The organism is Neisseria sp. LACPHL-SPEC-2024-00856 (assembly GCF_047915665.1).
GTDB lineage: Bacteria > Pseudomonadota > Gammaproteobacteria > Burkholderiales > Neisseriaceae > Neisseria > Neisseria polysaccharea.
In genome coordinates, this window is record NZ_JBLRPR010000017.1 from 1 (window position 1) to 13339 (window position 13339).

A 13339-nucleotide genomic window follows, 5' to 3' on the forward strand; every position below is an offset into this window, starting at 1 on the left:
ACGGTAAGCCCTGCTACAGGTGCTGATACGGCAAGCCCCTCGGCAGGCACTGATGGCGGGGATTCTAAAACAGAAATACCGCCTAAAGATACGCAAGGGGAAGGCGCGCCGGCAGGCGCTGATGGCGGAGTGCAAAATGATGCGCCCCAACATAATGATAATGCGCCGGCAAACGGCACATCCGACACGCAGCCTGAAAACAACCGTGATATGCCCGTCAGTGATGCAGGAAGGGCGGATGGCGGCAATCAAGATACCGATGCGCCGAAAAATGCGGAATCTCAAGATGGTACGGAAGGAAACGCTGTAAGCGAAGGCACAGGGATGCCGGCAAACCCTTCTTCTGAAAACGCCGAACATACTGAGGTTGCGACGAATACCGAAGGTGCAAACCCGCCGTCGGAAGCCGAAAATTCCGAAGGGGCGGGGCAAGACGGGATGCAGGCTGATGAAGCGGACGGCAGGAGGGATGAGGAAGAGGAATTGCAAGGCGATGACCCGCAAGCCGTGCCTCCTGCTGAAGACGGTTTGAAAACAGGCAGTTTGGGAGAGAAATATTTTGACGGTACGGGAGAAATCACGGCGTTGATGATTGGCGGAGAAACCATTGATTTGACGAAAGCTGATGAACCAGTATCAAGTAATCATCGCGGTTTGATGAGTGATGATTTTAATAAGGTAATAGTTTCTCAAAAACAATATGAGCATCTGATTTATGGGGCTACTAAATTAAAAGACGGCACATACACCCTTTTTGTACAGGGTAAGCCGACAGAAACATTGCTGGTAGGTAATGCTAAATATACAGGCAATGTATTGCATTTTGCCGGGAAATATAAGGAAGATTGGTTCAATCATAGCGCATATAAAGCGGCAGGCAAGTTTACGGCAGAGGTTGATTTCTCACAGAAAACCGTAACAGGAAAAATTGATACCAAAGATCCTTCAGGTATGGGTACGCAAAACTTTACCGCGCAATTTGATGGAAATAACAGCTTTAAGGGAACGTGGCAGGCAAACGAAGAAGGAAAAGGCGATATTTCCGGAAGATTTTATGGTGAAGATGGCGCAGAAATGGCAGGCAGATACAGCTATAAAGATAACAATGAGCATAAGAGCGGCTTCGGCGTATTTGCAGGCAAAAAAGAAGCAAAAGCCCGTTGATATTTATCCTGTGTTTCACAGTCGGAAACAGTGGCGTTTCCTTCCGACAGGGCATCGGGCAACACCTTGATGTGTTGTCCCACCTGCAGAAGCAATCCTAATTGAACGATTATCTGTATTACCGATTTGATTGATGAACTATGCCGTCTGAAAAATGTTTCAGACGGCATTTTTTGGTTGCCGATATGTTTAACGGACGACATTGGCGCGCATAACCACGCGGACGTGGAACGAGCCTGCCTGACAGTCGTATTGCCCGCCTTGCAGCGGCTGCTTGTCGAAGTAGCTCTGGAAGCCGGTAATACTGCATCGGCAAGGGTGGCGGCAGATGCCGCATTGTGTTTATAATGCCGTGTCGGACGTTTGATGATAGGAAAATAATAATGCTTGCCAATCAAGAAGTAACCGGTGTCAAACTGGGATACCGTAAAGCCGTTTTACAAGAGCTGGCACGGGATTTCGGGGGCAGCGTGCACAGTATCGTATTGGATGCTGTGGATGGTCATATAGAACGGTTGAAAGCCAAACAAGCCTACGATAAGCGGGCGATGCAGGCTTTTCAGGATTATCAGGAAACAGGGTTGCATATTACGCTTAATGAGTTTGCGGACTGGGTGGACGGCTTGGGTGGCGATGGATTAAAGGATATGCCCGAATGCCGCAAGTGAAGTTGATATAGTGGATTAAATTTAAACCAGTACAGCGTTGCTTCGCCTTGCCGTACTATCTGTACTGTCTGCGGCTTCGTCGCCTTGTCCTGATTTAAATTTAATCCACTATAATTACACGCCCCGCTCAATCTGATTTGGTTAGGATTTATAATTTTTTGAATGATTTGGGTGCGGAACATCAGGCAAATGCAGTGATGCGGCTGCTTAAAAATTCTTTTGTTTCTACACAAGGCAGCCCGAGTAACGGGAAACCTTATGATTTGTCGGTGGCGGGGGAAACTTTGCAAAATGTAAGGGAAGTAATCGTGCCTTATGGCAAAAGCGGTTATAGCTATTTGTTTTAGCACGATAAATCAGGTAAGCAAATATTGATTTTGACGGTGAGGCATTTCCGTGAAAATGCCTACCGCCTGAGCTTTCCTTTTTTATAACGGTATTTGGTTTGGCGGCTTTCCCTTGTGCGGGGCAATGCGTTTCAGCTTTGTTGCGGCACGTTCGGATAAACCGCCTTCAAGAACATAACCGGACTGCCGCTTTGATTCCGTTCCGCAGGCGGGATGTTTGAACGGTGCAGATATGGAAGTATGGAGTGTCCCGATTTGAATCTGCCGCACAATAAGGCAAGGGGATTAAAAATGCCGTCTGAAAAAATGTTTCAGACGGCATTTTTGGTTGCCGAAGATTGTTACTAAATAGCAAGGTGTGAATAAAACGGCGGATATAATCAAATATATGTAATGAGATTCCCAAAATTTTGGTAATGATGTATATTAGTTAAGTTAGCTAATCATGAGAAGTGTTATGTTTCAAGCGAATATTCATCAGGCAAAAACCAATTTGAGTCAATTGATTCAAAGAGCAGAAGCAGGGGAAATCGTTATTATTGCGAAGGCAGGTAAGCCTTGCGTCCAACTAACCGGTATTGAAAAACCGGCACGAAATGCAGGAAGGTTGAAAAAATTCAGTCATATGGAAAATACGGATATTTCACGTATTCTTGAGAATGACAATGAAACGGCAGCTTTATTTGAGGAGTCGGCTCTGTGAGAAAGATTCTGCTTGATACCCATGCTTTGCTGTGGTGGTTGTTGGATGACAAGAAACTGGGGACATCTGCACGCAAACTGATAGAAAATCCGAGAAATGCGATCTTTGTCAGTGCAGCAAGTATTTGGGAAATTTCCATCAAGCAGAACAAGGGGTTGTTGAAATTACCGGAAGAGTTTTTTGATGTGCTTCAAGAAGAGGATTTTGAAATGCTGCCTATAGGTCTGTTTCATGCAAAACAGGCTGGAAGCCTTCCGGAAATACACAAAGACCCTTTCGATAGGATGTTGATTGCACAAACCCAAGCGGAAGGCTTTGAACTGATGACTGTCGATGAATATATTCCGCAATATGGAATTAGAGTTGTCAATGCATCAAGCTGACAAATATAAAAACTGTGTACACAAGAAAGACCGCTGAGGCGGTCTTTTCGGTTATTGTCTTCGCTTAAAAGCCAGACTTCCGTCGCGGCCTATAGGTGTGCCCCGATTTGAATCTGCCGCACAATCAGGCAAGGGGATTAAAAATGCCGTCTGAAAAATGTTTCAGACGGCATTTTTTGATTGCCGATATGTTAACGGACGACATTGGCGCGCATGACCACGCGGACGTGGAACGAGCCTGCCTGACAGTCGTATTGCCCGCCTTGCAGCGGCTGCTTGTCGAAGTAGCTCTGGAAGCCGGTAACACTGCGTCCGCCGAGTTTGCCTGCGGTCTGTTGGAATTTGCGGGCTGCATTGATTAGGGCGCGTTCGCAGGCCTCGGAGTCGGATTTGCCTACGCCGTTTGCTGCTTGCCGTGTAACCAAATTTCTGCCGTTTGCAACCGGTACGCCCCCACCGCCAAAGCTGACGGGAATCCCGGATTCCAATACGCCGTCTGCAATGGCTGCATTTATTGCCGCCTGACCGTTGCTGCAACGGTAAATGATGTTTTTGCCGCTTCCTGCGGTGTCGCCCCGGATGACTTTGCATGATTCTCCGGCCGGTGTGCCGGCGGATGCCGTGTGTACGTTTTTAGGCGCGCGGCCGGATTGGCAGGCTGCCAGCATCAGGGCGGCGGCGGAGAGTATGAGGATTTTTTTCATGTCGGATGTCCTTGTTTGCTGTGGGAAATCATTAGCATTGTACCGTAAGATTCAACAAAATGCCGTCTGAAAACAGGTTTCAGACGGCATCGTGGCTTAGGGGTTCAATACGCGTGCGATGAGGGCTTTTTCTTTGCCTTGCATATTCGGGATTTTGACCTGAATACCGTTGCCGGGTGCGACATCGACAGGCTGGCCTTTACGGGTCATTTGTTCCAATTTGATGGTTTGGTTGCCGCTCGGGTGGATGATTTCGAGCGAATCGCCGACGGCAAAGCGGTTTTTGACTTCCACTGTTGCCCAGCCGTTTTCGTCGATTTCGGTAACGTGGCCGACGTATTGGCTTTGTTTGGCGGTGGAATGGCCGCTGAGGTAGTTTTGATAGTCTTGGGTTTGGTGGCGCTCGAGGAAGCCGCTGGTGTAGCCCCGGTTGGCGAGGCCTTCAAGTTCGCTCAACAGGCTGTAATCGAACGGACGACCTGCGACAGCATCATCAATCGCTTTGCGGTAGGACTGGGCGACGCGTGCAACATAATAGAGCGACTTGGTGCGGCCTTCGACTTTGAGGCTGTCCACGCCGATTTTGGCGAGTTTTTCGACCACTTCGATACCGCGCAGGTCTTTGGAATTCATGATGTAGGTGCCGTGTTCGTCTTCCATAATCGGCATCATCTCGCCCGGGCGGTTGGACTCTTCAATCAGGAAAACTTTGTCGGCGTAGGGATGGCGTTTCTGACCGTTGATGCCTTCAAAGTTTTGGTTGGCTTCTTCTTGGGCTTTTTCAAAGTTGAAACCTTGCAGAAGCTGGGCGTCGCCCGCATCGCTTTCGACGGCGTTATGGACTTTGTAATCCCAACGGCAGGAGTTGGTGCAGGTGCCTTGGTTGGGGTCGCGGTGGTTGAAATAGCCGGAGAGCAGGCAGCGGCCTGAGTAGGCGATGCACAATGCGCCGTGGATGAAGACTTCGAGTTCGATGTCGGGGCATTCTTGGCGGATTTCGGCGATTTCTTCCATGCTCAATTCGCGCGACAGGATGATGCGTTCGACGCCGATGTTCTGCCAGAATTTCACGCCCCAGTAGTTGGTGGTGTTGGCCTGTACGGACAGGTGGATCGGCATTTCCGGCCATTTTTCGCGCACGGTCATAATCAAACCAGGATCCGCCATAATCAGCGCGTCGGGTTTCATGGCAATCAAGGGCTCCATGTCGGAAACGAAGGTTTTGAGTTTGGAGTTGTGCGGCAGCGTATTGACGGTCAAAAAGAATTTTTTGTTGCGCTCGTGCGCTTCTTTAATGCCTTGCTCGAGAACGTCGAGTTTGGCAAATTCGTTGTTGCGGGCGCGCAGGGAGTAACGCGGACTGCCGGCATAAACGGCGTCTGCGCCGTAGTCGTAGGCGGCGCGCATACGTTCGAGACCGCCTGCTGGCAATAAGAGTTCGGGTGCTTTCATGATTTGTATGCTTTGTAAAAATGTTTCAGACGGCATTGCTGCAAATGCCGTCTGAAGGGTGTTTGAAGATGGGCGGATTATCCGCCTTTTTGTATTTTCGGTCAATTTTGACGGGAAATTTATAAGGATTTATCAAGTATTTGCCTGCTTGGGATACAATGCGGCAGTTTGAATGCGAGAGAGAGAATGTGATGAATCCTAAAATCGTGTTTTTCGACATTGACGATACGCTGTACCGCAAATATACGGATACCTTGCGCCCTTCCGTGAAAACGGCGGTGGCGGCTTTGCGCGGCAAAGGTATATTGACGGCGTTGGCAACGGGGCGGTCTTTGGTGACGATTCCCGAAAAGGTCAGGGACATGATGGCGGAAACGGGTATGGATGCCGTGGTAACGATAAACGGGCAGTTTGCGCTGCTGCACGGAAAAACTGTGCGCGAAGTACCGATGGATGCCGGTTTGATGGGCAGGGTTTGCGCGCATTTGGATGGCTTGGGTATGGATTATGCGTTTGTCGGTGGAGAGGGGATTGCGGTGTCCGCGCTGTCGGAATGCGTGTGCCGCGCCTTGAAGCATATCGCCAGCGATTTTTTTGCCGATAAGGATTATTTCTCAAGCAAACCGGTGTATCAGATGCTGGTGTTTGCGGAGGAAAACGAAATGCCGCTCTGGTCGGATATTGTGGAACGGGAAGGCTTGAAAACGGTGCGCTGGCACGAGGAAGCGGTCGATCTGCTGCCTGCGGGAATGTCGAAAACAGACGGCATCAGAAGCGTGGTTGGGGCATTGGGTTTGGAAATGGCGGATGTGATGGCGTTCGGCGATGGTTTGAACGATGTGGAAATGCTGTCTGAAGTCGGGTTCGGCGTGGCAATGGGCAACGGGGAACAGGCGGCGAAAGAAGCGGCGAAATATGTTTGCCCCGGCGTTGATGAGGACGGCGTGTTGAGGGGCTTGCAAGATTTGGGCGTGATTTGAACGCATAATAACAACCCTGCCGGTTTCAGACGGCAGGGTCGGTTTTCAGCCCTTCATGCAGCCTTCGTTTTGAAGCAGGGTAAATAAGGGCGCGCCGCTTGCACGGATATTCTTGCCGCCTTGAAGGTCGGTAAATTCCAAAATGGCGGCGGCTTCGACAATTTCCCCGCCGAGTTTGCGGATCAGCTCCAGTCCGGCAAGCATTGTGCCGCCCGTGGCAACCAAATCATCGACCAGCAGCACGCGCGAACCGGGTTTGACGGCATCGGTGTGGATTTCCACCGCAGCTTCCCCGTATTCGAGCGCGTAGCTTTGCGATACGGTTTCAAAAGGCAGCTTGCCTTTTTTGCGGATGGGGACGAAGCCGACGTTGAGCTGGTAGGCGAGTGCCGCGCCGATAATGAAGCCGCGCGCGTCCAAACCGGCAACGATGTCGATTTTCTGATCCATATAGCGGTAAACCAATAAATCAACCAAAAGGCGGAAGTATTCCGCGCTTTGCAGGACGGGCGTGATGTCGTGGAATAAGATGCCTTTTTGCGGCCAGTTTTCGATTTTGCGGATTTTGTCGGCAAGCGCGCCGACACTCATAGCTTCGGGATGAACCAGCATTGCGTGTTCCAAGTTTGATGTTTTTAACGCCATATTGTAGCCGTCAGCCTGCCGCTTGCCAAATCAATCAAAACAATAGCGGCAAAATATGGGCATCGGCAAATAGGAAACCGGGTGTCCGTTGTGATACAATCGGCTGGAAAATATACAGGTAAAAAAAATATGTCCGCTTATCGAAAAGGCAACATCTTTATCATTTCGGCCGCTTCCGGCACGGGCAAAACCACGCTGGTGTCGCGGCTGTTGGCAAACCATAACGGTTTGCGCGTTTCCGTGTCGCACACGACGCGCCCGCCGCGTGAAGGCGAAGCAAACGGCGTACATTATCACTTTGTTTCCAAAGAAGAGTTTGAGTCGCTTATCGCGCAGGAAGCTTTTTTGGAATACGCCGATGTGTTCGGCAACTATTACGGCACAAGCGCGGAGGGCGTGAATGCGTTGGCGGCGGCAGGCTATGACGTGATTTTGGAAATCGACGTTCAGGGCGCGGCGCAGGTTCGCGACGCGCTGCCTGAAGCCGTCGGCATCTTTATCCTGCCGCCTTCTTTCGACGTACTTGCCGCGCGCCTCAACGGACGCGGGACGGACAGTCGGGAAGTTATCCAAAGGAGGCTTTCGAAAGCAAGGCATGAAATCGAACAGTCCGTATTGTTCGACTTTGTCGTGGTCAATGACGACTTGGCGCGGGCGGAGGAGGATTTGCTCCATATTGTGAATGCCTGCCGTCTGAAAAGGTCGCGGCAACTGGGATTTATTGCAGATTTGTTGGAAAATTCCTAAAAAACCGCGAAAATACCCAGTTTCCTATTTTAAATATTTTTGAAAGAAAGCAAATAATATGGCACGTATTACCACCGAAGACTGTACCGGAAAAATTTCCAACCATTTTGACCTGACATTGGTAGCGGCCCGCCGCGCCCGCCAGCTTGAGAACGGCAACACGCCGCTTGTGGACGATGTCCGCAATAACAAACCGACTGTTACCGCCTTAAGGGAAATCGCCGCAGGGCATATCGGTACGGAACTGTTGACGCGCAATAAATAAATTCTGCCGGAAACGCATGTCGGCACATTCTGCCGCCGTGCAGTCCGACGGTTTGAAACGAAAAATAAAATATGTTCCGAAAGCCGTCTGAAATGCCTGTCCCACAACCCACCGCACCTTACGACTATTTAACTGCCGAAGCACGTACCCTGCTTTTCCGTACCGCTTCCTATCTCAAGCCTGAAGAACAGGTTGATCTCGAGAAGGCTGTTGCCTATGCATTTCACGCTCATGACGGACAAACCCGGAAAAGCGGGGAGCCATACATTACGCATCCGATTGCCGTTGCGACGCAGCTCGCCCTTTGGCATATGGACATACAGGGTCTGTGTGCAGGTGTAATGCACGATGTGCTGGAAGATACAGGCGTTACGAAAGAGGAGATGGCCGCAAGATTCGGCAATACGGTTGCCGAGATGGTGGACGGGCTGTCCAAACTCGAAAAACTCAAATTTGAAGATCATGCAGAGCATCAGGCGGAGAGTTTCCGCAAACTGATTTTGGCAATGACCAAAGATGTACGCGTGATTGTCGTTAAACTTGCTGACCGTCTGCATAATATGCGGACACTCAGTTCGATGCGTCCGGACAAGCGTCGCCGTATTGCAAGAGAAACCCTTGAAATCTATGCGCAAATTGCCAACCGTATAGGTTTGAATAATGCATATCAAGAGCTTCAGGATTTATCTTTCCAGAATCTCCATCCCAATCGCTATGAAACCATGAAAAAGGCGATGGATAAGAGTCGGAAAAACAGGCAGGATGTTGTTGGAAAGATTTTGCGTGCGTTCAGCCAGCGTTTGGTAGGTGCGAACATAGAAGCCAAAATCAAGGGTCGGGAAAAGAACCTGTACGGCATTTATCGGAAAATGTTAGAAAAAAAACTGCATTTCTCCGAAGTTATGGATATTTACGGTTTCCGTGTCATCGTTAACAGTATTCCTGCATGTTATGCTGCGCTCGGAGCATTGCACAACCTCTATCAGCCCAAGCCCGGGAGGTTCAAAGACTACATCGCTATTCCGAAAAGCAACGGTTATCAAAGCCTGCATACGACTTTGGTCGGGCCTTACGGTTTGCCGGTTGAAGTGCAGATACGTACCAGGGAAATGGATGCTGTTGCCGAAGGTGGAATCGCCGGACATTGGAGCTATAAATCAGATTCCAAAACGGTCGATCAGGCAGTGCTGCACACCAATCAATGGTTGAAAAACATTTTAGACTTGCAGGCAAGCAGCGCAAATGCCATTGAGTTTCTCGAACACGTCAAAGTCGATTTGTTTCCAAACGAAATCTATATCCTTACCCCGAAAGGAAAAATCCTAACATTGCCCAAGGGTGCAACACCTATCGATTTTGCTTATGCGGTGCATACCGATATTGGGCACAAAACCGTTGCCGCACGTATCAACAATATCATGATGCCGTTGCGTACGAAGCTCAAAACCGGCGATTGCGTCGAAATTATTACATCCGAACATGCCAAACCAAATCCTGCATGGTTGAATTTCGCCGTGTCAGGCAGGGCGCGCAGCGCCATACGCCAATATATTAAAAACCTTAACCGGCACGATGCGGTCGTTTTGGGAGAGAGTCTCTTACAAAAAGCCCTGTCCAGTTTGCTGCCCAAAGATGTCCTGCTTTCAGACGGCATCAAAGAAAAATACCTTGCCGATCTCAACGACAAACAGACTTCATTTGAGGAAGTGCTGTACAACGTCGGTATGGGGCATACCCTGCCTGTTTATGTCGCCATGCACATTGCCGAGTTGGCAGGGGAGCATTTCGGCAGCGAGGTCAGGCTCAGTTCCATTAAAGTCGATGGTCAGGAAAGCGGGCATATTCATTTTGCAGAGTGCTGCCACCCTGTTCCCGGCGATTCCATCCGTTTGCTGTTGGTTAAGGGAAAAGGCATGATTATCCACAGGGATACCTGCCCGACGTTGTTGAAGTCCGATCCCGAACAGCAGCTGGATGCAGACTGGGAAAATATGAACGGGCAGAACTACCGTGTCGGGCTTCAAGTCCAATCGGAAGACAGCCACGGCCTGTTGGCATTAATGGCGCAAGCGATTTCCGATTCCGGTGCAGACATTGAGTCGGTCGAAACACCATCCAAATCCCAGTCGGGAACGGAAGGTTTTGTCGAATTTAAATTCTTATTGAAAGTTAAGAATTTGGATCAGTTGAATCAGATTATTCAAAATCTGCACAGCATCCCATATATCCGCAAAGTCATCAGAAGTTGAAGCAGGTAAAACGGGTTGCCTTTTTGAGTAATAGACAACCCGTGTTATGGTTTATCCGTTCAATTGCTTATCTGCCTGTATGCTTTTGACGATAAGTTGCGCACCTTTGAGGGTGGTATCCCCGCCGCTTCGGATAATCGTTTTGCCGGCCGTGCTGCTGATATGGGTGTGGCGGTAAGCTGCTTTTGTCTGATTGCTGTTACGATTTGTTAAAAGAAAGGTCATCTGAAACTGTATTTGTTGTTTCAGACGGCCTCTTAACTCAAACCTTGAGAACTGTATACGTGCGTTTCTCACGCATCCTACTTGTTGAGTTTAGGTTTCATATGGACTACGGCTTGCTGATTTCAGACGATCTTTTTAATTTAGTTGGGTTTTCAACTCAACCCACACACTTAATCTGAAAGTTCATATAGCATATCCAAAAAGGCATCAAAACTATCTGCAATATGGCTAGTTACCATTTTCGTATCTCCATTCTCATCTTCATAAAAATTATCATGATACATCAGAATGATACATGGATTTTCATTACATTTTCTGTAATCAAAACAGATATAATCGCCATTAGCTGAAATCCCAAAAGCAATCACTTTTTTTGTATACCCATATTCATCATCAATACATGAATAGCTATAAATATCTTCATAGCCTAAATTTTGCTTATACCCTAAAAATGAAATGTCCCTTTCATCATTTTCACCGTATTGATTGATAAAATTGAAAATATTTTCTTTAGGGTATAAATGATCATGTTTGCTAAGAAGTGATACATATGAAACAGGAAAAACAACCCCTATATCTTCAGCAAATTGTTGAATTGTTCTTATTGGAACCAATCCCTCATCTGATGATATTGATAGTTTTTTCATGTTCACTGATCTTTCTTTAACGATTTTTGACCGGTATACCTAACAGCGTTATGAATACTATTAGGAATTAACTGCATATTATTAGGAGAGCTTTGCGCATTATGATGCCATGTATAACCAGGAATTTTTTCATTTCCTGCTTTAATCTTCGTTATTTGTTCATTAGTAAATTGATTTTTGGGCACTGGTCCACGTTCAATAGTTTTCCATAAATCTTTAGTAGCTGCCCTCATCTGTCCCGTATTTGTTCAAATATACGGCAAGCCTTTCAACAATTCGCATTGCCGCTTCATCTTTACTTGTTTCGGGAAAAGACAGTTCCCCGTCGTCCCCGATAATGGTAATCCGGTTGGTCGGTTTGCCCATCGCGATTGAAACATCATTGGCAACTATCATCGGTAGCTTTTTCTTAATACGTTTTTCTCGCGCATATGCCATTACATTCTCCGTTTCAGCGGCAAAACCGATGCAGAACGGCGGGTTCGGCAATGAGGCAATAGAAGCCAAAATATCAGGGTTTTCATCCAATTCGATAGATAACGGATTGGCATTTTTATCTTTTTTGAATTTTTGCGTACTCCTGTTTTTAACCCTATAGTCTGAGACGGCGGCAACAGAAATAAAAGCATCTTGTTTTTCAATCAAACGATGTACTGCGCGATGCATATCTTCGGCACTGACGGCTTGAACCGTATCGGATATGCCGAAAGGCAGTTCGGTTTGAAGTTGCCCGTAAATCAGGCTGACTTCCGCACCGGCGGCACGGCACGCCCGCGCCAAAGCTACGCCCATTTTTCCGCTGGAAATATTTGTGATGCCCCTGACAGGGTCAATGGCTTCAAATGTCGCACCTGCGGTAATCAAGATTTTCTTGCCCTTTAAAATTTTCGGTGTCCACAAGTCCGGAAGCAAATCCAGTAATTCGGCAGGTTCCGGCATCCTTCCCATACCATTTTCTCCGCAAGCCTGTTCGCCCAAGCCCGGCATATAGACAGTAATGCCGTCTGAAACCAGTTGTGCGATATTCCGTTGGTTGGCAGGGTTGAGCCACATTTCCACATTCATGGCAGGAGCGATGGCAAGAGGACATTTCCGTGCGGCTGCCAGATTGGTCAGTAGGTTATCTGCCACGCCGTTACAGATTTTTGCCACGGTATTCATACTTGCCGGCGCAATCAGAAAAACATCCGCATTCCGGGTCAGGTTGATATGTTCCATGCCGTTTGAACCGTTGCCGCCGTGCGTGTCGGTCAGAACGGGATTGCCGCTCAAAGCCTGAAAAGTCAGCGGAGAAACAAATTCAGTTGCTGAGCGGCTCATAACCACCGTAACCGAATGCCCCTGTTTTTTCAGCAGCCGCACCAACTCGCAAGACTTATACGTTGCAATACTGCCCGTTACACCTAAAAGAATATGTTTGCCCATTTTGACAATTTCTAATTACGAAGAAAAAACAGCATCCATTCTATAACAAAGTACGGATACATTAGTTACCGTTTTGGATACAAAATGCCGTCTGAAGCCCCGAGTTTCAGACGGCATATTCACAAAGGCGCACCGGTCAGAGGAGGAGAGGAAGGGATTATTGGAGGCGGCGCAGCGTTTGGCAGAAATAAAAAACCTTATCCGACAGAGATATGACAATATTTCCCAAAAAAATCCCACTGGAAGTATTGACCATTTTTCCCTGTGGGCGTATAGTTCGGTTCTTCGCTGCTGCTGAGGCGGCGAACGAATTGAAAAGTATAGCACAGAATGTTGGGGATATCGAGAGATATCTTGACAGGCGGAAGAGATACTTTATAATTCGCAACGCTCTTTAACAAAACAGATTACCGATAAGTGTGAGTGCCTTGAGCCTCACACTGTTTGAAAGACAGACAAGATAATGTTTTGAACATTGTTCTGTCGGTTTCTTTGAAGCAGACCAGAAGTTAAAAAGTTAGAGATTGAACATAAGAGTTTGATCCTGGCTCAGATTGAACGCTGGCGGCATGCTTTACACATGCAAGTCGGACGGCAGCACAGAGAAGCTTGCTTCTTGGGTGGCGAGTGGCGAACGGGTGAGTAACATATCGGAACGTACCGAGTAGTGGGGGATAACTGATCGAAAGATCAGCTAATACCGCATACGTCTTGAGAGGGAAAGCAGGGGACCTT

General features: G+C 48.1%; 15 protein-coding genes, 1 rRNA gene and 4 pseudogenes. 11 read left to right on the forward strand and 9 right to left on the reverse strand.

From position 1 onward, the window contains the following. A partial coding sequence (locus ACNAU7_RS10045) for a transferrin-binding protein-like solute binding protein (RefSeq protein WP_416302141.1) occupies positions 1–1164 on the forward strand: 1164 nt, incomplete at its 5' end. Between the two features lie 189 nt (positions 1165–1353). On the opposite strand, the pseudogene ACNAU7_RS10050 reads toward ACNAU7_RS10045, so the two are convergent. Next, positions 1354–1467: pseudogene (locus ACNAU7_RS10050) on the reverse strand (excinuclease); the annotation flags it as partial. 80 nt (positions 1468–1547) lie between these two features. Between ACNAU7_RS10050 and ACNAU7_RS10055 the strand changes: the two are divergent. After that, a complete protein-coding gene (locus ACNAU7_RS10055; RefSeq protein ID WP_416302142.1) occupies positions 1548–1832 on the forward strand; it encodes a hypothetical protein in 285 nt (94 codons plus the stop codon). A gap of 5 nt (positions 1833–1837) precedes the next feature. Here ACNAU7_RS10055 and ACNAU7_RS10060 read toward each other — a convergent pair. Further along, positions 1838–1945 (reverse strand): annotated as a pseudogene (locus ACNAU7_RS10060) (IS5/IS1182 family transposase); the annotation flags it as partial. Here ACNAU7_RS10060 and ACNAU7_RS10065 point away from each other — a divergent pair. The 3 genes and pseudogenes from ACNAU7_RS10065 (at position 1943) to ACNAU7_RS10075 (ending at position 3265) form a co-directional block, all read left to right on the forward strand. Beyond that, a pseudogene (locus tag ACNAU7_RS10065) lies at positions 1943–2266 on the forward strand (type II toxin-antitoxin system RelE/ParE family toxin). The pseudogenes ACNAU7_RS10060 and ACNAU7_RS10065 overlap by 3 nt on opposite strands. Positions 2267–2636: 370 nt before the next feature. Continuing rightward, on the forward strand, positions 2637–2882 hold the full coding sequence (locus ACNAU7_RS10070; RefSeq protein WP_003706842.1) for a type II toxin-antitoxin system Phd/YefM family antitoxin: 246 nt from the start codon (positions 2637–2639) through the stop codon (positions 2880–2882). After that, positions 2879–3265, forward strand: coding sequence for a type II toxin-antitoxin system VapC family toxin (locus tag ACNAU7_RS10075; protein ID WP_002218920.1), 387 nt, complete (start codon positions 2879–2881; stop codon positions 3263–3265). Before ACNAU7_RS10070 ends, ACNAU7_RS10075 begins: the two co-directional genes overlap by 4 nt. Before the next feature lie 191 nt (positions 3266–3456). Here ACNAU7_RS10075 and ACNAU7_RS10080 read toward each other — a convergent pair whose 3' ends face one another. Further along, on the reverse strand, positions 3457–3969 hold the full coding sequence (locus ACNAU7_RS10080) for an excinuclease (RefSeq protein ID WP_416302143.1): 513 nt from the start codon (positions 3967–3969) through the stop codon (positions 3457–3459). A gap of 96 nt (positions 3970–4065) precedes the next feature. Beyond that, the gene (gene yegQ / locus ACNAU7_RS10085) at positions 4066–5421 is read right to left on the reverse strand and encodes a tRNA 5-hydroxyuridine modification protein YegQ (protein WP_416302149.1); all 1356 of its coding nucleotides are present in this window, start codon (positions 5419–5421) and stop codon (positions 4066–4068) included. A gap of 191 nt (positions 5422–5612) precedes the next feature. Between yegQ and ACNAU7_RS10090 the strand changes: the two genes are divergently transcribed. Continuing rightward, positions 5613–6401: a Cof-type HAD-IIB family hydrolase gene (locus ACNAU7_RS10090; RefSeq protein ID WP_416302144.1), complete on the forward strand. Its 789-nt coding sequence runs from the start codon at positions 5613–5615 to the stop codon at positions 6399–6401. Between the two features lie 45 nt (positions 6402–6446). On the opposite strand, the gene ACNAU7_RS10095 is transcribed toward ACNAU7_RS10090, so the two are convergent. Continuing rightward, a complete protein-coding gene (locus ACNAU7_RS10095) occupies positions 6447–7046 on the reverse strand; it encodes an adenine phosphoribosyltransferase (RefSeq protein WP_002212663.1) in 600 nt (199 codons plus the stop codon). A 129-nt stretch (positions 7047–7175) separates the two neighbouring features. On the opposite strand from ACNAU7_RS10095, the gene gmk reads away from it, so the two are divergent. From gmk to ACNAU7_RS10110, 3 genes are all read left to right on the forward strand, one after another. Further along, a complete protein-coding gene (gene gmk, locus ACNAU7_RS10100; protein ID WP_002242918.1) occupies positions 7176–7793 on the forward strand; it encodes a guanylate kinase in 618 nt (205 codons plus the stop codon). A 58-nt stretch (positions 7794–7851) separates the two neighbouring features. Continuing rightward, entirely contained in the window at positions 7852–8058 is a 207-nt protein-coding gene (gene rpoZ, locus ACNAU7_RS10105; protein WP_002212665.1) for a DNA-directed RNA polymerase subunit omega, read from the forward strand. A 92-nt stretch (positions 8059–8150) separates the two neighbouring features. Beyond that, on the forward strand, positions 8151–10307 hold the full coding sequence (locus tag ACNAU7_RS10110) for a RelA/SpoT family protein (protein ID WP_416302145.1): 2157 nt from the start codon (positions 8151–8153) through the stop codon (positions 10305–10307). A 69-nt stretch (positions 10308–10376) separates the two neighbouring features. Here the strand turns inward: ACNAU7_RS10110 and ACNAU7_RS10115 are convergent. The 4 genes and pseudogenes from ACNAU7_RS10115 to coaBC all read right to left on the reverse strand — a co-directional run. Next, a pseudogene (locus ACNAU7_RS10115) lies at positions 10377–10589 on the reverse strand (hemagglutinin repeat-containing protein); the annotation flags it as partial. Between the two features lie 113 nt (positions 10590–10702). Beyond that, entirely contained in the window at positions 10703–11179 is a 477-nt protein-coding gene (locus tag ACNAU7_RS10120) for an SMI1/KNR4 family protein (protein WP_416302146.1), read from the reverse strand. 2 nt (positions 11180–11181) lie between these two features. Beyond that, positions 11182–11412 (reverse strand): HNH endonuclease, encoded by a 231-nt coding sequence (locus ACNAU7_RS10125; RefSeq protein WP_416302147.1) that lies wholly within the window; start codon positions 11410–11412, stop codon positions 11182–11184. Continuing rightward, positions 11396–12604: a bifunctional phosphopantothenoylcysteine decarboxylase/phosphopantothenate--cysteine ligase CoaBC gene (gene coaBC / locus ACNAU7_RS10130; protein WP_416302148.1), complete on the reverse strand. Its 1209-nt coding sequence runs from the start codon at positions 12602–12604 to the stop codon at positions 11396–11398. Before coaBC ends, ACNAU7_RS10125 begins: the two co-directional genes overlap by 17 nt. 84 nt (positions 12605–12688) lie before the next feature. Here coaBC and ACNAU7_RS10135 point away from each other — a divergent pair, with 84 nt between their 5' ends. Both ACNAU7_RS10135 and ACNAU7_RS10140 read left to right on the forward strand, forming a co-directional pair. Beyond that, entirely contained in the window at positions 12689–12820 is a 132-nt protein-coding gene (locus ACNAU7_RS10135) for a hypothetical protein (protein ID WP_283255186.1), read from the forward strand. Positions 12821–13130: 310 nt separating this feature from the next. After that, positions 13131–13339: ribosomal RNA gene (locus ACNAU7_RS10140) — 16S ribosomal RNA — on the forward strand; the annotation flags it as partial.

Coding starts and splice junctions, on each gene's coding strand:
- gmk (WP_002242918.1), top strand. CDS start 7,176: ATGTCCGCTTATCGAAAAGGCAACATCTTTATCATTTCGGCCGCTTCC.
- ACNAU7_RS10070 (WP_003706842.1), top strand. CDS start 2,637: ATGTTTCAAGCGAATATTCATCAGGCAAAAACCAATTTGAGTCAATTG.
- ACNAU7_RS10095 (WP_002212663.1), bottom strand. CDS start 7,046: ATGGCGTTAAAAACATCAAACTTGGAACACGCAATGCTGGTTCATCCC.
- ACNAU7_RS10135 (WP_283255186.1), top strand. CDS start 12,689: ATGCCGTCTGAAGCCCCGAGTTTCAGACGGCATATTCACAAAGGCGCA.
- ACNAU7_RS10055 (WP_416302142.1), top strand. CDS start 1,548: ATGCTTGCCAATCAAGAAGTAACCGGTGTCAAACTGGGATACCGTAAA.
- ACNAU7_RS10090 (WP_416302144.1), top strand. CDS start 5,613: ATGAATCCTAAAATCGTGTTTTTCGACATTGACGATACGCTGTACCGC.
- rpoZ (WP_002212665.1), top strand. CDS start 7,852: ATGGCACGTATTACCACCGAAGACTGTACCGGAAAAATTTCCAACCAT.
- ACNAU7_RS10125 (WP_416302147.1), bottom strand. CDS start 11,412: ATGAGGGCAGCTACTAAAGATTTATGGAAAACTATTGAACGTGGACCA.
- ACNAU7_RS10120 (WP_416302146.1), bottom strand. CDS start 11,179: ATGAAAAAACTATCAATATCATCAGATGAGGGATTGGTTCCAATAAGA.
- coaBC (WP_416302148.1), bottom strand. CDS start 12,604: ATGGGCAAACATATTCTTTTAGGTGTAACGGGCAGTATTGCAACGTAT.
- yegQ (WP_416302149.1), bottom strand. CDS start 5,421: ATGAAAGCACCCGAACTCTTATTGCCAGCAGGCGGTCTCGAACGTATG.
- ACNAU7_RS10080 (WP_416302143.1), bottom strand. CDS start 3,969: ATGAAAAAAATCCTCATACTCTCCGCCGCCGCCCTGATGCTGGCAGCC.
- ACNAU7_RS10110 (WP_416302145.1), top strand. CDS start 8,151: ATGCCTGTCCCACAACCCACCGCACCTTACGACTATTTAACTGCCGAA.